Annotated in this window: 16 protein-coding genes; 8 read left to right on the top strand and 8 right to left on the bottom strand. The window is 57.0% G+C overall.

From position 1 onward, the window contains the following. The first annotated feature begins 99 nt into the window (after positions 1 to 99). Genes QEH57_RS16530 through QEH57_RS16515 form a run of 4 tightly spaced genes read left to right on the top strand, consistent with a single transcriptional unit; the run spans position 100 to position 3,530 of the window. Positions 100 to 1,317, top strand: coding sequence for an NnrS family protein (locus QEH57_RS16530; RefSeq protein WP_309007875.1), 1,218 nt, complete (start codon positions 100 to 102; stop codon positions 1,315 to 1,317). A 5-nt stretch (positions 1,318 to 1,322) separates the two neighbouring features. Next, entirely contained in the window at positions 1,323 to 2,138 is an 816-nt protein-coding gene (locus tag QEH57_RS16525) for a formylglycine-generating enzyme family protein (RefSeq protein ID WP_309007874.1), read from the top strand. Beyond that, positions 2,135 to 2,788 (top strand): SCO family protein, encoded by a 654-nt coding sequence (locus tag QEH57_RS16520; protein WP_309007873.1) that lies wholly within the window; start codon positions 2,135 to 2,137, stop codon positions 2,786 to 2,788. The genes QEH57_RS16525 and QEH57_RS16520 overlap by 4 nt, the downstream gene beginning before the upstream one ends. 4 nt (positions 2,789 to 2,792) lie before the next feature. Continuing rightward, entirely contained in the window at positions 2,793 to 3,530 is a 738-nt protein-coding gene (locus QEH57_RS16515; RefSeq protein WP_309007872.1) for a Crp/Fnr family transcriptional regulator, read from the top strand. A gap of 375 nt (positions 3,531 to 3,905) precedes the next feature. Here the strand turns inward: QEH57_RS16515 and nirK are convergent, their stop codons facing one another. Next, entirely contained in the window at positions 3,906 to 5,255 is a 1,350-nt protein-coding gene (gene nirK / locus QEH57_RS16510; protein ID WP_343224799.1) for a copper-containing nitrite reductase, read from the bottom strand. Positions 5,256 to 5,543: 288 nt separating this feature from the next. Between nirK and QEH57_RS16505 the strand changes: the two genes are divergently transcribed. Further along, complete coding sequence (locus QEH57_RS16505; protein WP_309007870.1) at positions 5,544 to 5,987, top strand: Rrf2 family transcriptional regulator; 444 nt, start codon at positions 5,544 to 5,546, stop codon at positions 5,985 to 5,987. Here QEH57_RS16505 and QEH57_RS16500 read toward each other — a convergent pair. The 3 genes from QEH57_RS16500 to QEH57_RS16490 all read right to left on the bottom strand — a co-directional run bounded on the left by QEH57_RS16500 (position 5,984) and on the right by QEH57_RS16490 (position 10,168). After that, entirely contained in the window at positions 5,984 to 6,745 is a 762-nt protein-coding gene (locus tag QEH57_RS16500) for an anaerobic ribonucleoside-triphosphate reductase activating protein (protein ID WP_309007869.1), read from the bottom strand. The genes QEH57_RS16505 and QEH57_RS16500 overlap by 4 nt on opposite strands. Positions 6,746 to 6,819: 74 nt before the next feature. After that, positions 6,820 to 9,030, bottom strand: coding sequence for a ribonucleoside triphosphate reductase (locus QEH57_RS16495; RefSeq protein WP_309007868.1), 2,211 nt, complete (start codon positions 9,028 to 9,030; stop codon positions 6,820 to 6,822). A 253-nt stretch (positions 9,031 to 9,283) separates the two neighbouring features. Then, on the bottom strand, positions 9,284 to 10,168 hold the full coding sequence (locus QEH57_RS16490; RefSeq protein ID WP_309007867.1) for an SCO family protein: 885 nt from the start codon (positions 10,166 to 10,168) through the stop codon (positions 9,284 to 9,286). An 85-nt stretch (positions 10,169 to 10,253) separates the two neighbouring features. Between QEH57_RS16490 and azu the strand changes: the two genes are divergently transcribed. From azu to QEH57_RS16475, 3 genes are all read left to right on the top strand, one after another. Further along, the gene (azu, locus tag QEH57_RS16485; protein WP_309007866.1) at positions 10,254 to 10,742 is read left to right on the top strand and encodes an azurin; all 489 of its coding nucleotides are present in this window, start codon (positions 10,254 to 10,256) and stop codon (positions 10,740 to 10,742) included. A 38-nt stretch (positions 10,743 to 10,780) separates the two neighbouring features. Beyond that, positions 10,781 to 12,232, top strand: a complete 1,452-nt coding sequence (locus QEH57_RS16480; protein ID WP_309007865.1) for a nitronate monooxygenase — start codon at positions 10,781 to 10,783, stop codon at positions 12,230 to 12,232. Between the two features lie 677 nt (positions 12,233 to 12,909). Further along, a complete protein-coding gene (locus QEH57_RS16475; protein ID WP_309007864.1) occupies positions 12,910 to 14,991 on the top strand; it encodes a TonB-dependent copper receptor in 2,082 nt (693 codons plus the stop codon). 167 nt (positions 14,992 to 15,158) lie between these two features. Here QEH57_RS16475 and QEH57_RS16470 read toward each other — a convergent pair whose 3' ends face one another. From QEH57_RS16470 to QEH57_RS16455, 4 genes are all read right to left on the bottom strand, one after another. After that, positions 15,159 to 15,416, bottom strand: coding sequence for a DUF2249 domain-containing protein (locus QEH57_RS16470; RefSeq protein ID WP_309007863.1), 258 nt, complete (start codon positions 15,414 to 15,416; stop codon positions 15,159 to 15,161). Beyond that, positions 15,397 to 17,478 (bottom strand): cytochrome b N-terminal domain-containing protein, encoded by a 2,082-nt coding sequence (locus QEH57_RS16465; protein WP_309007862.1) that lies wholly within the window; start codon positions 17,476 to 17,478, stop codon positions 15,397 to 15,399. Before QEH57_RS16465 ends, QEH57_RS16470 begins: the two co-directional genes overlap by 20 nt. 104 nt (positions 17,479 to 17,582) lie before the next feature. Next, entirely contained in the window at positions 17,583 to 18,527 is a 945-nt protein-coding gene (locus QEH57_RS16460; RefSeq protein ID WP_309007861.1) for an SCO family protein, read from the bottom strand. A 65-nt stretch (positions 18,528 to 18,592) separates the two neighbouring features. Next, positions 18,593 to 20,275, bottom strand: a complete 1,683-nt coding sequence (locus QEH57_RS16455) for a cbb3-type cytochrome c oxidase subunit I (protein ID WP_309007860.1) — start codon at positions 20,273 to 20,275, stop codon at positions 18,593 to 18,595. Between the last annotated feature and the right edge of the window lie 9 nt (positions 20,276 to 20,284).

The following is a 20,284-nucleotide window of genomic DNA, read 5'->3' as shown; positions in this document are numbered from 1 at the left end:
AAATCAGTTCATTCGAGAATCAATAAACTACTAAAACCTCTTTTTTTCTTTTAATTTGGATGCTTTTGTCCATTTTAAAGTTTCAAGAAGACAAACATCATGGAAAACAGCCAATGCCCAGCGAACCTAACAAAATCTCGCTTCTGCGATTTGGCCGTCGCGGAGCCATTCCGCATCTTCTTTCCCCTCGGGATGGCGTTCGGAATCGCAGGCGTCGCCTTGTGGCCTCTTTTCCAGGGCGGCCTTATCGACTTTTACCCGCTCGACGCCCACATCCGGTTGATGAGCTACGGATTTCTGGGAAGCTTCGTGGTCGGTTTCCTCCTTACCGCCGGCCCTCGCCTTCTGTCCTGCCCTAGCCCCAGTAAGCTACTCGTCCACCTCCAGCTTGGATTGAGCCTAGCGACCGCTCTTGCCTCCCTCGTAAACAACGTCATTGCCGACACGGCGTTTCTTCTGCAACTCGGGTCGCTCTTCGCCTTCGCGGGCTACGGTTTCGCAAAGCGCCAAGACCTCCCGCCTCCCGGATTCCTCCTCGGCCTCGCCGGCTTGCTCAGCGCCTTCGTGGGTGCAGCTTGTCTTCTTCAACTTTCCCTCGGGAACGGTGGAGCGACGAGCTATACCCTTTCTCGAGTCCTCTTGTTCCAATCTTTTCCCGCCTTGCCCATCATCGGCATTGGGGCTTTCTTTTTCCCCAAACTCACCGGATCGCCCAATCCCCAGAACTTCCCGGAAAACCCGCTGCCCAGCATTCCCTGGTTGAAACGCGCCGCCTGGGCCGTCGCCACCATACTCCTTTTCCTCGCTACCATCCCCTTGGAGATGAAGGGCAACGCCAGCGCGGCCTACGCCATTCGCGCCCTCGCTTGCGGACTGTACGTCGCCTTTGAAACACCATTGCTTAAGCGCGCAAAGTCGACGACCAGCCAACGCCTCCACCTAGTCCTTTGCTGCGCCTCGCTCGTCGCCAGCTTCCTTGTCATCGCCCTTTACCCGCACCTCCGGGTTGCAGCCTTGCATATCTTCTTCATCGTGGGCCTTACCGGTTCGATCCTACTCGTATCTTGCCGCGTCATCTTCGGACACAGCGGCAGCTTCAAGCATGCTCGCCACAGCGCGAAGCCGCTTCTGATCGGCATCGCTATCCTCCTCGGCGGTGCAGCCAGCCGCTTGCTCATGGACATCAGTCCCTCTTGGCGGGCGGTCGAGCTATACGCCGCAGCGGCGCTTTGGCTTTCCGTCGCCCTCGCATGGATCTTCCTGGTCGCCCCCAAATCTGCGACACCTGATCCCGACGACACACCCTGCAGCCACTAAAGCCAATGAAAGCTCTCGCACTAATCTTTGGGTACCTGGCGACCATCGCAGCGACCTTTGCATCGTCGCCAGTGGACACAACACCAATGCGTCTCATCCCCGAGGGGCAATACGAACCCCTCTTCACTTCGCCCGACCAGCCGAAACTACGGAACGTCGCTAGCTTCGAGCTGGACGAACACCCCGTATCGAACCGCCAGTTCCTCGCGTTCGTCACCGAGAATCCCCGCTGGCAACGCTCGCGAGTGTCTCCCCTTTTTGCCGACGAGACCTACTTGAACCATTGGGAGAGCGACACACGACTCGGCGCCGCCCTAGAACCCTATGCAGACCATCCTGTCGTGAACATTTCCTGGTACGCCGCGCGAGCCTACGCGAGCTGGGCGGGCAAACGCTTGCCCACTCAGGCCGAATGGGAGTATGCAGCCCTTGCGAGCGAAACCTCCGCCAACGGTCGGGAAGATCCCAGCTACCATCAACGCATCCTCGAATGGTACGGACGTCCAAATCTTGGATACGCGGACCAAGCTCCGGGCAGCTTTCGTAACGTCCACGGAATCTACGACCTTCACGGACTCGTCTGGGAATGGGTAGAGGACTTCAATACCTCTCTCACCACCGGCGAATCCCGCGGCGACACCGGACTCGAGCGAAAATTCTTCTGCGGCAGCGCCTCGGTCGGCGCATCCGACTTCAAGGACTACGCCGCTTTCATGCGCTACGGGTTCCGCAGCAGCCTCCAAGCAAAATACTCCGTAAACAATCTTGGCTTCCGTTGTGCCCGCGACCTGCCCAAAAACCTCACCCCCGCCTCGAAATGAAAATCATCGCACCAGCCACCCTCCTCGTCGCCCTTACCGCACCCTTCGAGCTCAATGCGAGCTGCCCCATGCATCCCCAAGCTCCACCCGAGCTGCAAGCCGACCATTCATGCTGCCGCATCGCCCAAGAGAAATGGGAAGCAGCACTCGCCAAAATCGCCCCTTCCGACCTCTCCCTCTACCAAGTCACTTCCGAATGGCAGACCCAGACAGGTAATAAAATCGTCCTAGCCGACCTTGCCGGACAACCTCAATTCGTCGCCCTCGCGTATACGAACTGCCAATACGCCTGCCCGAGGCTCATTGCCGACCTTAAAGCGATCGAATCCTCGCTCCCTGCAGACTCCGAGGCGAAGATCCTTATCGTATCCATCGATCCAGAGCGCGACACCCCAGAACGCCTCGCAGCCTACGCGTCCGAACAGGAACTCGACACCTCCCGCTGGACGCTCCTGAACGGCGCTCCTGGCGACGTTCTGGAGCTCGCCAATCTACTCGGCGTCCGTTACGCGAAGACGCCGACCGGCGACTACACGCACTCCAACATTATCACCTTACTGAATGCCAAGGGGGAAATCGTGCATCAGCAAAACGGACTCGGTGCTGACAATAAGCCCACCCTCGAAAAACTCGCAAAACTCGACTCCTAGCTCTATGCCCGCCCCAACAATCACCTCGCATTCCCCAGCCATCGAGGAAAAACCCAGCAATCAGGCCGCCCTGACCGCCATATCGCACAGCCTGCGCCAAACCGAACTCTTCAAACGGCTCGACTCCCCTTCGCTCAGCAAACTCGCGCAACTCTGCCGCATCGTGAAGCTGCCCAAAAACGGGATCCTCTTTCACGAAGGTGAAGTCGCGCAAGGCTTCTACATCGTCCACACCGGATCGATATCCCTCAGCCGTATCAGCATCGAAGGGAAGGAGCAGGTCATCAGCCTTTTCCGGCCCCACGACTGTTTCGCGGAAGCCACCCTCTCGACCTTGGAAACCTATCCAGCGACCGCTTCCGCACTCGAGCCAACTCAAGTGATACTCGTATCCAAAAAGTCATTTCGCTCCTTCATCGCAGAACGACCCGATCTCGCCATGAGCATGCTCGCCTCCATGAGCCTGCACTTGAAGCACCTCGTGCAGATGATCGAGGACCTCAAGTTCAAGCAAATCGAGTGCCGCCTCGCCAACTGGCTGCTGCGCCAACTCGAAAGCGAAAGCGACATCGTCAACCTCCCCTTTTCCAAGAAAGTCCTCGCCAGCCGTCTCGGCGTGACCAGCGAAACGCTTTCCCGCGCCTTTGCCCGCTTCCGCAAGGAAGGCCTCATAACCGTCAACACCCGCGACATCCTCATCGAGGACCGCGAAGGATTGTCCGCCTACCTGAGAGAGCTTTAAGCTCAAAAACATAGCGCCGATCAGAGCCGCAAACGAAACACGCACTTTAGACAGCGGCCGCATTGCTAGATCCAAGCTCCGAGTTCGCTGGCTGAAGCTCAGCGCTACCTCTATCGCGACATCAGAAACATGACGCAACACCAACCCGGCGTAGTTTACACCAGCGAGGGGCGTTATTCGATTCGTGGGAGCGTGCTTCTCACGCGAATACACAACATAAGTCCATCGCAGCACATAAGTCCATCGCAGCAATCGAGCGACAAGGGCACTCCCACAATCACCAATCCATCGTACTGATTTCCGCACAATAAAGGCGGCCCTCTCGCAAGGGCCGCCTTATGACTTGTTTATCCGTGATATAAATTCGCAGGCTTGTTAGTGAGCACTCTTGACTTCCATGACGTCTGTCGCCGTGACCTCGCCTAGCTTGTTGCCGAAGCTGTTCAACACATAGGTCACCACGCTAGCAACTTGCTGGTCGTTCAAATTGACCGCAGGCATCACTCCATTGTAGCCCTTTCCGTTAACCTCGATGGGACCTTGTAGACCGTTCACCACTACATCTATCACCTTCTTTGGGTCGTTCTTGAAATAGGAGGAGTCAGCTAGAGGAGGAAACGCTCCGGTGATACCAGCACCGCCGGGTTGGTGACAGGCCGCGCAGTTGGAAGCGTAGATCCGCTCTCCCGATTCCATCTTTTCGGCGAAACTCAAGGCTCCTGAAGGAGCAGCTGCCTGAGCGCCAGGGATACTCTGGATACTGCTTCCTTCGGGCAAGTAGATGCCCTCTTCTTCCTTCCCGGAGTAGATGTCCTTGTTCTCTTCTCCGCCGACCTTCAGCATGCCGATAGCACCCTTGTTGAAGGCGCGAAAGATCGAGTGGTCGACCAGGATATAGGTTCCTGTCGTATCCAGCTTGAAGTCGACCATGGCCGATCCGCCAGCGGGCACCAGCGTCGTTTGCACGTTTTCGTTGATCGTCTTGGTCCCGCCTTCTACGTAGACCTTGTCAAAGATTTCGCCGATGACATGAAAACTGGATACGAGGTTCGGCCCGCCGTTTCCGACGTAGAGGCGAACGGTCTCGCCCACTTCGGCCGTGATCGCGTTGTCTCCCACCATCGCTCCGACTGATCCGTTGAACACAACGTAATCAGGAATTTCCGTCAGGGCTTTCTCCATGCTGAAGGGCTGCAAACCTTCGTTTCCATAAGCGCCCTTCGTATAAAATTCGCTTTGCATCACATAGTATTCCTTGTCCACCGGAGGCAGACCTTCTTCTGGCTCAACGAGGATCAAGCCATACATACCGTTTGCGATGTGCATGCCTACCGGAGCCGTAGCGCAGTGGTAAACGTAGAGCCCGGGATTGATGGCTTGGAAAGTGAAGCGCGTCGTCTTCCCCGGAGCCGTGAAAGAGGACGCCGCTCCCCCGCCCGGACCCGTCACCGCATGCAGGTCGATATTGTGCGGCATCTTGCTGGAAGGATGGTTATTTAGATGAAACTCCACGAAGTCACCTTCGCGAACGCGTATGAACATTCCGGGTACTTCTCCCCCAAAGGTCCAAAAGGTATACTCAACCCCGTCCGCCAATCGAGCGTTTAGCTCTAACGTTTCGAGGTTCACCACCACTTTCGCGGGATAGTCGCGCTCGATGGGAGGGGGCACATTGGGAGCATGCGTCAAAACGGCGTTTTCGACAGGAAGTTCGTCTTGAGCCATCACGAAACTAGCGAGAGAGCAAACTCCCGCCGCGACGGCTTTGTTTATGATTTGCGATAGTTTCATGTGATGATGGGGTTGGCCGTTATTCCGGCGATTAACAAAGAATACGGCGAAATCTCCGCCGGAGCCTTGATCTAGATCAAAACCGGAGGGCAAGAGGCTCGCGTCCCTCCCCAAAAATGCGGTTAATTGCCCCCATAATACAGAACGTAAGCGTTCCTTATCGCACGCGCTCGCCTCCCAGCTCTCGCCCGACACAAAGGAACACTTCCTACCTCATGCCCCATGATTAAGTTCGGAAAATTTTCCCAGTACGCCATCGCGTGCCTGACCTGTCTCGCTGAATCTTACGAAAAAGCTGATTCCAAGGTCAGCTCGTCTGAAATTTCCCGCAGGATTCAGCTTCCCAAGCCAACGGTATCCAAAACCATGAACGCCCTCGTCATAGCCGGATTCGCCCAAAGCTCCCACGGACCTCACGGAGGGTTCTCTCTCGCCCGCCATCCAAGCGAAATTTGCTTGATAGAAATCGTTCGCGTCTTCGAAAAGTGCGACGGACTGCCCTGTTGCTATAAAAGCCAAATGCATAGCCACACTTGCCTACATCCCTTGCACAATTCCCTGAACGCCATCAGCGAATCGCTCGAATCCCTATTCAAGGAGAAGACACTCGAGGCCTTAATCGATTCAAAAACGGCTGCCCTGAAATCCGAGCGAGCCTCTCTCTAACCAGTCACGTTTGCCTCAAGCGGCCTACCACTGACCAATGCATTCACTTCGGCCTGCGTGAAATTCCGGAAGCGAACCTCGTAGCTCCGATCCAGGCACAGGCGAGCCAGCTCAAAGCGTCTCCGCATATCCGCCACGTTTCCCAATGTCTTCCCCTGGCGAAACAACTGCAAGTAGAGCGTCTTCCCGAAACCTCGAGAGTCCAGGAAATCCATCATCTCGTCCACCGCTCGCTCGCCCACGATGTCGCTGTGAACTGTGGTGCGCAGCTCCCAATCGATTCCGCTTTCCTGCAGCAAAGCGTAGCAATGCTCCCACTTTCCAAAGTCACCCCAGCCCGTCACCTGCTCGTAGTCTCCCGGCCGCGCTTTGAAATCCATCGCGACATAGTCCACAAGCCCCTCCTTTAAGAGCGTATCCAGGCGGTCCGGATAGCCGCCATTCGTATCCACTTTTATGAGATAGCCCATCGACTTCACTGCCCGGACGAGTTCCAGCACGGAGGAGCTGAGCAGACACTCTCCACCTGAAAGCACCACGCCATCAAGCTGCCCCTTCCTGCGCTCGAGAAAGGAAAGCACTCCATCGACCGAAATTCTTTCCCCCCTGCCGAGCGCCAGCTCTGGATTGTGGCAGTACGAACAACGCATTTGGCAGCCACTCAGCCAAAGAATACAAGCCGAGCGTCCAGGGAAATCCTGCAGGCTAAAGCGGGTTACCGCCGACAAGGGTAAACGTTTCTTCCACGTATCAGTCATACGGACACAAATGCTAGATGGGACGGCAATTCCCAGGAGCTGCCGTCCGCTAATTTTTAATCGCTTCCTTTTTCCTATTCGAAGAGTGGAAGATGCGGATTCGCCTTCAAGGAGAAGTGCTTCCGTTCCCTATGTTCGCCCTTCTTGCCCCGGTTGAAGCTGCTGACAGGGCGATGATATCCCATAACGCGGGTCCAAACTTGAGTATTCTGACCGCACTGCGGGCAGCAAGGTTGCTCGCCGTTCAAGTATCCATGATCCTCGCACACCGAGAAGACAGGCGTGACCGTTAGGTACGGTAGCCGGAAGTTGCTGAGAGCCGTCTTGACGAAGCTTTTGCAGGAGCGTCCATTTTCCAGCCGCTCATCCATGTAGAGATGCAGTACGGTGCCGCCCGTGTACTTGCTTTGCAGCGCGTCCTGCTTTTCCAAGGCGTAGAACGGATCGTCCGTGTATCCCGCTGGCAACTGGCTGCTGTTTGTATAATAAATGTTCTCGCCGCTGCCTGCCTGTACGATCCCAGCGAAGCGTTTCTTGTCCTCCTTCGCAAAGCGATAAGTCGTTCCTTCAGCGGGAGTGGCTTCTAGGTTGTAGAGGTTGCCGGTCTCCTCCTGAAAGACCTTCATGCGCTCACGAACCATATCCAATAAGTCGATACTCATCTTGATCCCAGTTTCGGTCGCTATGTCGTAGCGGTCCTCCGAATAGTTACGCAGCATCTCATTCAAGCCGTTCACACCAATCGTGCTGAAGTGATTCCTGAAGTGTCCGAGGTAGCGCTTGCTGTAGGGAAACAAGCCGCGGTCGAACAAGGACTGGATGAACACGCGCTTCTTTTCCAGAGTGCTCTTCGCCAATTCCATCAAGCGCAGCACCTCCGCTTTAAGCCCATCCCAATCGCCTTGGAACTTGTAGCCGAGCCGAGCCAAGTTGATCGTCACCACGCCGATCGACCCCGTCATTTCCGCCGAACCGAACAGGCCGTTGCCCCGCTTCAAGAGCTCCCGCAAGTCGAGCTGCAAGCGACAGCACATGCTGCGAACCGCATTGGGCTGGTAAGCGTCGGGGTTGGGCACCTTATTCCCCTCCTCGTCGTACATCCATTGGCTCCCGAGGAAATTCTGGAAATAGGAGTTTCCGACCTTTGCCGTGTTGTCGAACAAGGCCTCCGCTGCAGGAGATTCCCAGTCGAAATCTTCCGTAATGTTCACCGTCGGAATCGGAAACGTAAACGGCTGCTCTTGGCTGTCGCCTTCCGTCATCACCTCGTAGTAGGCAATATCGATCATCTCCATTTCCTTCTGGAAATGCTTGTAGCGCAAATCCGTTAGCCGCTCCACGCCCCGCTCGCGAGCCAAAGCTTCGAGAGCCGCATCCTCCACCCCTTCGAAAAGGTGACGATAGTTGCGACTGGGCTGCTGCCCGGCCAAGTCCTGCGGCGGAGTAAAATCGAGCGTGATGTTCGTGAACGGACTCTGTCCCCAACGAGCGGGTACATTGAGATTATACACGAAACGGCGGACCGCCTTTTTCGTTTCTCCGAAACTCAACTGGTCTTTAAACAATAGCGGCGCCAAGTAAGTGTCAAAGCTGCTAAAGGCCTGCGCTCCGGCCCACTCCGATTGCAAGATTCCCAAGAAATTAGCCATCTGCCCTAAGGCTTCGTTGAAGTGGTTTGCCGGGCGACTCGAGACTCGGCCGCTCACCCCGTTGAAACCTTCGTCCAGCAACACCCGCAAGCTCCACCCGGCGCAATAGCCAGACAAGCTGTCCAAATCGTGAATATGGTAGTCCGCGTTCCGATGGGCCTCCCCCTCTTCCTCGGAGTAGACCTGATCCAGCCAGTAGTTCGCGATCAGCTTACCCGCCGACTGGTTGATCAAACCTGCATGACTGTATCCAACATTTGCATTCGCGTTTATCCGCCAGTCGACCTTGTTGATGTACTCTTCGATCGACTGCTTCACGCTGACGAGCGAATCTCTCTCGCCCGTGCGACGGCTCACCGAATCGACAGTCTCGTCCTTGGTCGCCGACCAAAACGCCTTCAAGGCTTTCACCATCCCCATGCCAGCCAACTCCTCCTCGGCCACCGCGTATTCGTCAGGCAATTCGCCTTGCTCGTTAGCAGCCTCCATGCGCGAAGCAATGTTAGCGTAGAGCTCCGGAGAGAAAGCCGTTCCGCTCTCCGACAAGGCCACCTTGAGATGGCGCAGCAAGCGCTCGGACAACTGGTAGCGAGCGATCGATTCTGAAGGGATACGAGAAGGTTCGGAAATATTCATGGTACGTTTCATTCTATATATTGGGGTCAATTTCTAAACACCCACAATATATGGTGTCGCAACCGAAAACCTTGATCCAGATCAAGACAGTCGAACTCCTAACGACTTTTATTAGCGCAGGTTTTGCGATCACGTTTTTGGATCGTTCGCCGCTTCTCCTTCTGGATAAAAACCGCTCTGCGATAAGCACGAGAAAGAGCGCCCACCGAATGGACACTCTTTCCCTTAAACCTAAGCTGCGGAACCAAGTTCCTTACTCGCTTGCCTTGCGCGCTTGGATCGCCTCCAGCACCTTTTCTGGCTTCCAGCGGTTTCCAGGCCAAACCTCGAGCAAGCGTCCCTCTGGTCCAACCAGCAGGGTTCTCAAGTCGTGACTGATCGCTACTCCCTCGCCGGAATAGCTCAAGCCAGCGAAAGTCGCCAGTCGAGCCACCTCACTCGACTCCCCTGTCGCGAAGCGCCAAATGTCGGGATTCGCCCCCACTCGCCGCCCGTAGTCAGCCAAGACATTAGGCCGGTCCCACTCCGGATCCAAACTCACGCTCAATAGCGTTACCTCCGTATCCAGTTTTTGGAACTCTGGATTGTGCAAGATCAAGCCCTGCAGCCGCGCGAACTTGCTCGACAACAAGGGGCAAAACTCCGGAACCGGGCAACGGGTGAAAATAAAGGTTACAACCGTATAGCGCCCCTCTAAGTCGAAATCCCGAATGGAGCGACCGCTCTCGTCCAACAAACGAAAGGCAGGCAGCAAACTGCCTTCTCGGGACCCAGAGCCAAACGTCTTCCCAATCGCACCGCTTTTCCCACTTCGCCTAGCCGCGTCCAATACCTCGAATCGCTCCGCCCGAGAGCTTCCTTCTCCCACTACAAACTGAAAACGTACCTCGTCGCCCAAGGCTAGGCTTACCTTCGGTTCTCCCTCTCCAAGGTAGAACGGCATCGTCATCGCCGGCATGAGGCCGGGAATGTCTTGGTGCTCCACCAGCAAGGTTCCTTCGGTAACTGGGCCTCTAACAATCCCTCTCACCTCGAAAACGTGCTCGCTGCCCGCCAAAAGGACGGGCCCCAAACATCCTAAGGCGAGCCAAGCCAGCATCCATCTTCTCAGTTTTACAAACAGCTGAAAGGCGTTCATGCCTCCATACTAATCGATATAATTCCGCTACGCCTTGATCGACATCAAGGAATCGCGAGGCGATCGCGGTTATTCTGATGCCCACATGAAACGCATCACGATCACTTCACTACTCGCATCATTCGCTCTTTTTCTCGGAGCCTGTGGCAACGACGCCAGCAAGCAAAACGCCGCGCCACCGCCGAGCGACGACGGAGTACGCACCATCGCCATCACCGCAAACGACTCCATGCAATTCAGCGTCACTTCCATCGAGGCGGCTCCCGGCGAAGAGATCCGTATCCAGCTTTCCAATATCGGCCGCATGCCCAAGCAAAGCATGGCTCACAACTGGGTTCTCCTTCAACCCATGGACAACGCCGCCATCAACGCCTTCGGTATGAAAGCCTCCAGCCACGCGCCCGAGTACATTCCTGCCGGAGCTAGCGAGGTCATCGCGCACACAAAGATGCTCGGAGCCGGCGAGTCAGACACCCTCACCTTCAAGGCTCCAAGCGCTCCCGGCCCCTACCCGTTTATCTGCTCCTTCCCTGGCCACTACGCCATCATGAAGGGCACGCTCACCGTCAAATAGCCCTATTGCCAATCGCCGTCGCCCATCCAGAAGATCCAATGCACGAAACGACCTTTCTCCCCTCCATCATCCAAGGAGGCATGGGCGTCGGCGTCTCCAACTGGTCTCTCGCCAGAGCCGTTTCCCAAGCCGGACAACTCGGCGTGGTTTCGGGAACCGCCCTCCCCACTGTCCTCGCTCGCCGACTACAGCTGGGAGATCCAAGCGGCCTCATGCGGGAAGCGCTGTCCGCCTTCCCAATCACCGAAATCGCCCACAAGGTCATAGAACGCTATTTCAATCCGCGAGGAAAGCCCAGCGGCGACAGCTTTAGTTCCAACCCACTTCCCAATCTGGCACACCGCTTTGCGAGCGAACTTACGATCGCTGCCAACTTCGTGGAGGTGCATCTCGCCAAGCGCGGACACGACGGCTTCGTCGGACTCAACCTCCTCGAAAAGGTCCAAATCCCAACCTTGCCCTCGCTCTTTGGGGCCATGCTCGCAGGGGTGGACTACATTCTCATGGGAGCAGGCATACCGCGCTCCATTCCTCGCGTGCTCGACCAATTCGCTATACGTGAACCCGCTCAACTCAAGATCGACGTTCAAGGCGCGCTGCCCGACGAACCTTTCTACGCCACGCTCGACCCAGCAAAGTACGACATTCCCGAGGCTCCTCTCAAACGCCCGGCTTTCCTCGCAGTGGTCTCCTCCGACATCCTCGCCAAAACGCTTGCCAAACGATCCGAGGGCGAGATCAACGGCTTCGTCATCGAAGGCGTTGAAGCCGGAGGCCACAACGCGCCGCCTCGCGGTCCCCTAAACCTGGATACAAACGGCGAACCTCTATACGGACCTCGCGATACTCCGAATCTAGAGCAAATCCGCCAACTCGGGCTTCCCTTCTGGCTCGCAGGTTCTTTCGGTCGACCCGGCAAACTCGCCGAGGCCAAGGAGCTCGGTGCTGTCGGCATCCAGGTCGGCACCGCCTTCGCCTATTGCGAGGAATCCGGCATCGCCCCCGAAATAAAAGCAAGAGTCCTCGATAAAAGCCGGCGCGGCGCCATCGAAGTCTTTACCGACCCACTCGCGTCCCCCACCGGTTTCCCCTTCAAGGTCCTCCAAATGGAAGGCAGCGTTTCCGAACCGGAAGTCTACGCCGTGCGAAACCGGGTCTGCGACCTCGGCTACTTGCGGTCCGCCTACCGTCGCGAAGATGGCTCCCTGGGCTACCGATGCCCCGGCGAACCGGTGAAAGACTACGTCGCCAAAGGCGGAACGCTCGAGGAAACCAAGGGCCGCAAGTGCGTCTGCAACGGCCTCCTGTCCACCATCGGGCTTCCCCAGATTCATAAGTCCAAAACCGAGCCTGCCCTCCTTACCACTGGCCGCGACGCCGATCGCATCCACACCTTCGTCCCCGCAGGCAAATCCACCTACTCTGCCGCAGAGCTTATTCAGACGCTACTGGCACCCTACCCGGAACGAAAAAAAGCTCAGTGCTCTTGATTTAAGCTATACAAGCTTTACTTCCCTTTACGAAGCCCTAACTCCAATCGAAAACCTGCTCCACAAACTGCAAATACTCGTCGCCGCTGCTTGCTTGCTGCTGAGCACCGGCTTCCACATCGCCACCATCCAAGGCGTCGCGTGGGCGAGTATGTACGCAGGCTACCAGCAGACCCTTTCCCCCATCGAAGCGATCGAGCGTACCTTGTCCGGCAACGACCCCTGCGACCTCTGCATAGTGTCCATGGAACTCAGGGAAGAAGCCGACGAAACTCCAGATCGCATTCTATCCCATTGCAACATCGTCTTGTTGCCCCCGACTCAAGAAACCATTCTCGTCGCACCTCCCCCATCAACTTTCCATTGCCAACGGATCCCGCTTAGCAGGATACCACAGGCGCTTATTCGAGAAATAGAGCCACCGCCTCCCAAATCGCGTATCTGCTAGTTTGATACGTTTTGGAAAGTTCGAGCTATTGCTCGAGTGCTGAAACGTAACGTATCCATGTTTTGATACGCAAAGCAACCGATCCCACTAAAGCTCGCCCGTCCGAGCTGTTCGGACTCACTCCTCAAATCTCGAAGTCGCTCGCGAACGTGCACGGCAGTTGTACCTGTCGCACCGATCAAAAAGATCTGCCACGCGCGAGCCTACACAAACCGGATAAAAATCCACCATGAAACACTTTCCAATTACCGCCGCTACCCTAGCGGCCTCCATCACTTACTTAAACGCGGCCACAGCCCAAAACGCTTCGACAACAAAGACCGTCGATCTCGATCCCTTGGTCGTCACCACCACCGAAGCCCTCAACACCTACACCACCCGCTTCGATCCGACAGTAGCCATCCAGCCGCTCCCCGCCAACGACGGTGCGGACGCCCTCCGCCACGTAGCCGGCATCAACGTATCACGCAAAGGCGGCGCCAACGGCGACCCGACCTTCAGAGGCATGGCAGGCTCCCGCCTCAACGTAGTCGTCGACGGCGTTTCTACCCTCGGAGGTTGCGGCAACCGTATGGACCCGCCCACCGCCTACGTCTTCCCTTCCTCCTTCGACCAAGTCACCATACTCAAAGGACCCCAAAGCGTACAGCATGGCCCGGGAGCCAGCGCCGGCTCCATTCTCTTCGAACGAGCTCCCACCCGTCTCACGACTTCGGATACGCAGCTAGTAACCCAACTCGTCTACGCCGGACACGGTCGACGCGACGCTTCCCTAAACGCCCTCACAGGAAACGAATCCCTCTATGCCCGGCTACAAGGCTCCTGGGCCGAGGCGGACGACTACACCGACGGCTCCGGCAACCGCGTCAACTCCGCCTACCAACGCTGGAACACCCAAGCCACCCTCGGTTGGACGCCATCCGAAAATGCGGCCCTAGAACTCTCCTACGGCCTTTCCGACGCCCAAGCCGCCTACGCAGACCGTGGCATGGACGGCGACGCCTACGATCGCGAAACCTTCACCCTGCGCTACCAAGCCGACCAACTAAACGGAACCCTACGATCCATCGAAGCCATCGCCTACCACAATGTAGCCGACCACGTCATGGACAACTACAGCCTGCGGGAGTTTACCCCAAGCATGATGATGTCCATGCCCATGGTGTCCAACCCCGAGCGACTCACCAACGGGGCCTCCGTCACAGCCGTGTTCGATCGCTGGCAAGACCTCGACGCCCTCGTCGGCCTCGATACCCAATACAACAAACACCGCACCCGCAACGCCATGGGCATGGCCGTCGACTCGTATTCGTCGCTTCCTTACAAAGATGACGCTGAATTCGAACAAGTCGGCACCTTCGCAGAATTCAACTACCACCTCGGCGAGAACAACACCCTCGCCTTCGGCACTCGCCTCGACCGCTGGACCGCCACGGACCTCCGATCCACAGTTCAGGTCGGCATGGGTGCCCACTCCATGATAGCCAATCCCACCGCGAAGCAAAAACGCTCCGACACCCTCGCCAGCGGATACCTCCGATTCGAGCGCGATCTGAACCAAAACGGAGCCAAAGCCTCAATCGGCATCGGGCGCTCCGAGCGTTTCCCCGACTACTGGGAACTTGTCTCGAAGGAAGGCGCCACAAGTATCAGCGCTTTCGATACAAAGCCAGAAAGACTCACCCAGATCGATCTCGGTTACCTCGCCACCTACGGCGACACCACACTCACCGCCTCGCTCTTCTACGCCGAGCACGACGACTTCATCCTAATCCAATCGAGGTATCCAAAGATGATGATGGGCTCCTCCTTGTCTCGCATGGCAACCGTAGCCCGCAACATCGAGGCCACCACCTACGGAGGCGAATTCGAAGCCCGCTACCAAAACGACAAAGGCTGGTACCTCGGCGGAGCCCTCGCCTACACCCGCGGCACCAACGACACCGACTACAGCGCTCTCGCACAGATCTCCCCGCTCGAGTTAAAGCTCGAAACTGGTATCCGCCGCCAAAACTGGTCCGCCGGTTGGCTCTCACGTCTAACCTCGAGCCAAGACCGATTCGCCCTCAACCAAGGAAATATCGCCGGGCAAGACGTCGGCCCCTCCGAGGGTTTCGACGTGCACTCCCTGCACGCCAGCTATCGCGTATCCGAAAACTGGAGTCTCGCAGGCGGCATAGACAACCTCTTCGACATCACCTACGCCGAGCACATCACCCGCAACGGCACCCAAATAGCCGGCTACCTGCAAACATTCCGCGTTAACGAACCCGGCCGCACCACCTGGCTACGACTCGAAACCGAGTTCTAGGGCTCTTTTCTCTTAATTAATCGAGTCACCCGCAGATCCAAATCGATCTCCGATCCATCCGTACGTGCAAAGCTGGCGACACGGAGGTCGTCCCTCTATAATTGCTCATTCTGGAGGGACAGCTTCCACCAGCTTGGGGAAACTCAACAGATAGGTCCAATTGGAACTCAACCAGAAACTGGCGAAAACAATATCTCCCAACTTCCGTCGTCCGCCATCTTCGTCTCGTAGCCATACCCCTGCTCCGCAAGCAACTGGTACAGGGGAAAGGGCTCAAAAGGCGCCACCACCAGCAGGCTCTTCCCCGCGCCGAGTTGCTGCACCGCATCGAGGATCACCCCCAGGGGCGATCCTCCTTGGGCCAACAAAGGACGCACATCAAGCCGCTCTACTTCTGTATCTCGCTCATCCATCATTCTTTTCATAATCATCCTCTTTTGCGTGAAAGACAAACCCTTCTCCCTTTTCGTAAGTCAAAACGGATACATGCCGCTCTCTCGCGGAAAACGTCCCTTCCCAGGCGAGCAGCGGCTCCTCGCCACCTCGAGTTACTTCCACCCGCACTTGGCGCTGGCCCGGTGCCACAGGCAAACGCCACTGCCCCATCGCAGGACCGTCGCTAGATACGCCCTTCGCCGCAAAACGTCGCTGCCCCAAATCCTCTCCATCCAAGCTTAGCGTCACTAGCACATCCCCACGTTTGGGCTTAGCTGCAGAGCGTCCTCGCATGTGGATGGGCAACTTTTCTTGCTCCTCCTCCGACAAGGCTTCCACTTCCTCGTAGGCTCCAAACGCCTTGAAGGAAAATACGAATTCCGGCTCCGGCGAAGCGGGATTCGTCACCCTCAGATGGCTCGGCCCCACGGCTGCTGCAAGTATCCCAAGCATCAATACGATCAAGGCAAGGGCGCCCGCAAAGAAAGAAGGCCTACGCCTTCCTGCGGCCGACTCCGAACCGCCTCGAAACGCAGCAGCAGCCCCAACAACTCTTTCCGTATCGCCGGAAGTGTAGTCCAATACCTTCGAGCGGCCACCTTCACCAGCGCGCTTCGGCCGAAACTCGGGACTGCGACGTTGCTCCAGACGATCCTCCACCCACTGGCCTCCGTCGCGGGAGGCGCTCTCCGCCCGGCCGTCGCGCAAGACCAGCACTCCTTTGCTTCCTCGCTTCAGCAGTTGTTCCACCAGCGAGGAGCGAACCCAAGAAGCGGTCGGCACCACAAAAACCTCATAGCCCGCAAGACGTTCTTCCCAAATCTGCTTCCGGTACTGGGCAATTCCGCCATCTACTTCGCCCGCCACGAACGCAATCCAATCGCCTCCTCCGCTCTCTCTCGCAAGGGCCACGGTATTCAAAATTCGCTTCTCCTCGCTCAAGGTGCTGAACCACTGCAAGCCCACCCCAGCCGAATCGCAGGAACCGTTGCACACGCCGCAGCCCACGCAGCGGGCCGGATCCACCCAGGCGACGGACGGAAAGTTTTTCCCGTCGGTACGCGGGATCAAAGTAATCGCGTCATAGGGACAGTCCTGGGAGCACTGCGAACAGGAATGGCAGCGCGACTCCTCCACCACGGCTTGGTAGCTCTCTTTCTTCCTCCGCTTGCCAAACAGCAACGGAACCAAAGCCCCTAGACCGATCGCTCCTCCAATCGCGCCCCAAAGTCCCGCGCTCTGCAATCGCAGGCTCAACGCCAAGGGCGCCATGTACCAAGCGTCCACCGTAAAGGCCTCCGCCTTTTCCGCCATCGCGGCCGCACTGTCCAAGGGAGCTGGATACACGATAGCCGCAACAATCAGCCCAATCGTCAGGCTCAGCCCCAGCGGCCATTGCGGCAGCAGCTTCACCCGACTCAACCGCAACAAATGAACGACTAGCCCAATCGCTATTCCTAGGGGAAGCAACATGTGTAGAAAAAACACCACAAAGAACAGCAAGCTCGGCACCAAGGCATCCGCAAGGAACGAACGCCCTAAGGGCTCGCCAAAAATCGGCAAGGCATCGAGGAAGCGCATCGATTCCGCCGCGACCTGCTGGGCGGGTTGATCCCAGACCAACCAATAGCCCGTCCAGCCGATGAACCAAACCAGAGCCATTAAGCCAATTCCACTCACCCATGCGAGCCACCGTTCGCCAAAGAACTTGCCCGCCACGAACATGCGAAACGCGTGCACGAAAAGCAGCAGCATCATCATGTCCGAGCTGTAGCGATGCACGCCCCGCACCACTCCGCCAAGCGTGCGACCCTCGATGTCCTTGAGCGACGGATACGCGAACTGCACGCTGGGCGAGTACCAGATAAACATCAGCACCCCACTAGCCACAGCAACCAGCAAGCAAAAGTTGATAGCCCGCCCGCTTTGCGCCAAGGGGTTCAGCTCTACTGGCAGCCACCGCCCCAAGAAACCATCCAACCAAGCCCAAGCCGCATCGACTTTCGACAAAATTCCTTGTCCGCGGGCCCCCGCCTGCGGTCTCTCGCTCAATGTTTGTTCATCTACCTTGGCCATCGCAGCCATTCTAGTGCCTTCACGCCGCCACTTCCTTGATGCTCGTCAAGAGCAGCAGCAGCAAACAAGCGAACGCTATCCTACTCGTTCGCTAAATCCAGCACCGCCTCGCTCAGCCATGCTTCCGTACGTTCGTCCAAAGCGAGCCGGTGGGCGATCTTGCCGCTACGGTCCAGAAAGAGAAAAAGGCTCGCATGATTGACCACTCCGGTCTGCGGATCAACCGCTCGGGAGAAGCCAAAGCGTTGCAGCAAACCATCCATCATGCCGGGTTCTCCGTTGAGATAGCGAAACTGCGGATAGGAAAAGCCGTATCCTTCCGCCACACGCCCCATCAAGCTGCTCGTATCGTATTCAGGGTTCAACGACAAGGCAACCACCTGGACTTGGTCCTGCAAGCGATCCGGCAGCGCGTCCAGTACGCCCTTGGTCTGCATTAGGATATCCGGACAGGTTTCAGAGCACATCGCGTACACGCCAGTGAGCAAGACCACCTTGCCTTTCGCCTGATCCAAGCTGAAGGAATTTCCACGATGGTCCTCCAAGACGAAATCCGGTGGCGAGAGACTCACCCGAATTCGACTCCCCGGAAAGGGTAGAGCTTCCGAGTCCGCCGGGTCCGGACGTCCCACTGAAAACAAGCCCGCAATCACCAAAGCCCCGATTCCCACCCCCGAAGCGATGGACCAACGGTCTAGGCGAGAAAGCCGACGGTGACGTAATCCCGCCAGCCCTTTCCTCCACAGGAAAGCCGCAATCACTCCGATGAAAAGCGGCTCGATCAACATAACCACCACCGATGCGTACTCCATCCCCCCCGTTCGCGGGTCGTAGCTGAAGCACCAACGCTTGAACTCCTCGGCGAAGCCGCCCCACCAAGCCGTGGACTCGGCAGGCGCGAAAACGATCGCCAACAAGAACAACTCGTAGACCACCGTGGCGGTCATCAGAAACAGAGGAAACCCTGTATCTGTAAAGAACCTACGCGTGGTCAGGCTTTGGCTTCCAATCGCAAGTGTCGTCATAGTCAGAAAAAAAGGCCCGCCCGAGAACGAGCGGGCCCAAGAAGTTTCGATATTGTTTTGCGGTCTTACTGCACGGGCCAAACGTCGGCCAAGGCTTTCCAGTTCGCGAAATAGTAAACCGCGAAACACATCAGGAAAACTGCCGTCAGAGCGATCGTGCCCTTCATACCCCAATGGGCGTCAACCTTGCTCTCGTCCGCTCCGGGCAAAGCCACAGCGGTTCCCCAATCGTAGATAGGACGTCCCGCATTTTTCTTGCCGAACAACAAAGTCCCGACGCAAAGCAGCACGAAAATCAGCAACGCCAGGACCGCGATGATTGCGCCCACGCCCATGATCCCGAGGAAGAGGTGCGAGGAAGCCCCATACACGCCTGCTGGCTCGATGTCGTAGTCGCGACGCGGGACGCCCAAGGAACCGGCAAAGGACATGCCCAAGGAAACCATCAGAATTCCTCCGCCAAACAGCCACGGCTGGATGCGGGCCCAGCCTTTCCCAATAAAGTCGCGTTGGAAGATCAGCGGGATCACATAGTAGGTCAGTCCCATGAAGGCGAGCGATGTGCCTCCTACCACGGTTGCGTGGAAATGCCCTGTGATGCGCAGGGTATTGTGGGCAATAATGTTGATCTGCTGAGTGCCGAGGGTCACCCCGGTGATCCCTCCGATGAATCCGAAGATCACCACCGACAGGACCGCCGCCGAGAACGCGGGATTGCGCCAGGGCAGTTTCGTCACCCAACCGAACAAGCCTTTGGTATACCCCTTGTAGCGCATGGCCATCTCGACGGAAGCAGGCACGGTAAATCCGTGTATCATCGATGCCAATACAGCCAAGTACATAGCATAGGACGTATTCCAGATTTTCCAGGTAGCTCCCACCGCAGGGTCCACCAGCAAGTGGTGGGCGGAGGCAAGATTGATGAACAGGATGTACAGCACAAAGGCGCCGCGACACACCGTTTCGTTGATAGGCTTAGCCCCTGTCGCCAAGTAGCCGACCAAGTACCAAATGGCCACCATGGCGCAGACGTTCACCTGCTGGGATTGGTGCCCCAGTCCCCACCAGATGGTACGGTACCACATGGGGTCTGGCTCAGGAGTCCAGCCCATGGCGAACGTGAAGGTCGGAATCATCACGATCGCGCCATGAAGCAGCGTTACCACAGCGATGATCGCCGCAGCAGTCGCTCCAAAGGTCACCAACGGCACGGAACCTTCGTAGGTCTTGTCTCTCTTCGCCACATACAAGGTAGCGAAGAAGTTAAATACGCCGATCAAGGTACCCACCGCTACCAGGATAATTCCAAGATAAAAGGCCGGGTGAGCCAGCAAGGGCAGATAGCTCGTCATCAAGACGTCCGCTTTTCCCTTGAGAATGATGTAGTCGACCATCACCGCTCCGACCAGCATCATGATAAAGCCGACCCACGCCACCTTGCGGGAGAACAGCTTTGCCTTCAGCGGAACGGTACAAGCAAAGTACAGGACCGCTACCTCGAAAAAGAGGATCCAAAAGATCAGCATGTTCAGACCATGGAAGGTCAGAATCCGGTAAAACCAGTCGACGGGCAACAAGTGGATCGTCTGCCAGCGCGTCAGGGCCAGCAAGATCGCCGCCACGCCCCCGAGCAATAGAAAGACCACCGCGCACACCGCGCTGAGCTTGATAAACAGTTGCGCCGTCAGACAGACCGGCAAGCCAGTCGTATCGCAAGTGCGCGTTTCAGATGTAGAATTCGTAGCCATCGTATTCAA

The organism is Pelagicoccus sp. SDUM812005, from assembly GCF_031127875.1.
Classification (GTDB): Bacteria; Verrucomicrobiota; Verrucomicrobiia; order Opitutales; family Opitutaceae; genus Pelagicoccus.
Note: the sequence above shows the minus strand (reverse complement) of the source record. Positions and strands in the feature narration are given on the sequence as shown.

Coding starts and splice junctions, on each gene's coding strand:
- QEH57_RS16530 (WP_309007875.1), top strand. CDS start 100: ATGGAAAACAGCCAATGCCCAGCGAACCTAACAAAATCTCGCTTCTGC.
- QEH57_RS16525 (WP_309007874.1), top strand. CDS start 1,323: ATGAAAGCTCTCGCACTAATCTTTGGGTACCTGGCGACCATCGCAGCG.
- QEH57_RS16520 (WP_309007873.1), top strand. CDS start 2,135: ATGAAAATCATCGCACCAGCCACCCTCCTCGTCGCCCTTACCGCACCC.
- QEH57_RS16515 (WP_309007872.1), top strand. CDS start 2,793: ATGCCCGCCCCAACAATCACCTCGCATTCCCCAGCCATCGAGGAAAAA.
- nirK (WP_343224799.1), bottom strand. CDS start 5,255: ATGGCTCAAGACGAACTTCCTGTCGAAAACGCCGTTTTGACGCATGCT.
- QEH57_RS16505 (WP_309007870.1), top strand. CDS start 5,544: ATGATTAAGTTCGGAAAATTTTCCCAGTACGCCATCGCGTGCCTGACC.
- QEH57_RS16500 (WP_309007869.1), bottom strand. CDS start 6,745: ATGACTGATACGTGGAAGAAACGTTTACCCTTGTCGGCGGTAACCCGC.
- QEH57_RS16495 (WP_309007868.1), bottom strand. CDS start 9,030: ATGAATATTTCCGAACCTTCTCGTATCCCTTCAGAATCGATCGCTCGC.
- QEH57_RS16490 (WP_309007867.1), bottom strand. CDS start 10,168: ATGAACGCCTTTCAGCTGTTTGTAAAACTGAGAAGATGGATGCTGGCT.
- azu (WP_309007866.1), top strand. CDS start 10,254: ATGAAACGCATCACGATCACTTCACTACTCGCATCATTCGCTCTTTTT.
- QEH57_RS16480 (WP_309007865.1), top strand. CDS start 10,781: ATGCACGAAACGACCTTTCTCCCCTCCATCATCCAAGGAGGCATGGGC.
- QEH57_RS16475 (WP_309007864.1), top strand. CDS start 12,910: ATGAAACACTTTCCAATTACCGCCGCTACCCTAGCGGCCTCCATCACT.
- QEH57_RS16470 (WP_309007863.1), bottom strand. CDS start 15,416: ATGAAAAGAATGATGGATGAGCGAGATACAGAAGTAGAGCGGCTTGAT.
- QEH57_RS16460 (WP_309007861.1), bottom strand. CDS start 18,527: ATGACGACACTTGCGATTGGAAGCCAAAGCCTGACCACGCGTAGGTTC.
- QEH57_RS16455 (WP_309007860.1), bottom strand. CDS start 20,275: ATGGCTACGAATTCTACATCTGAAACGCGCACTTGCGATACGACTGGC.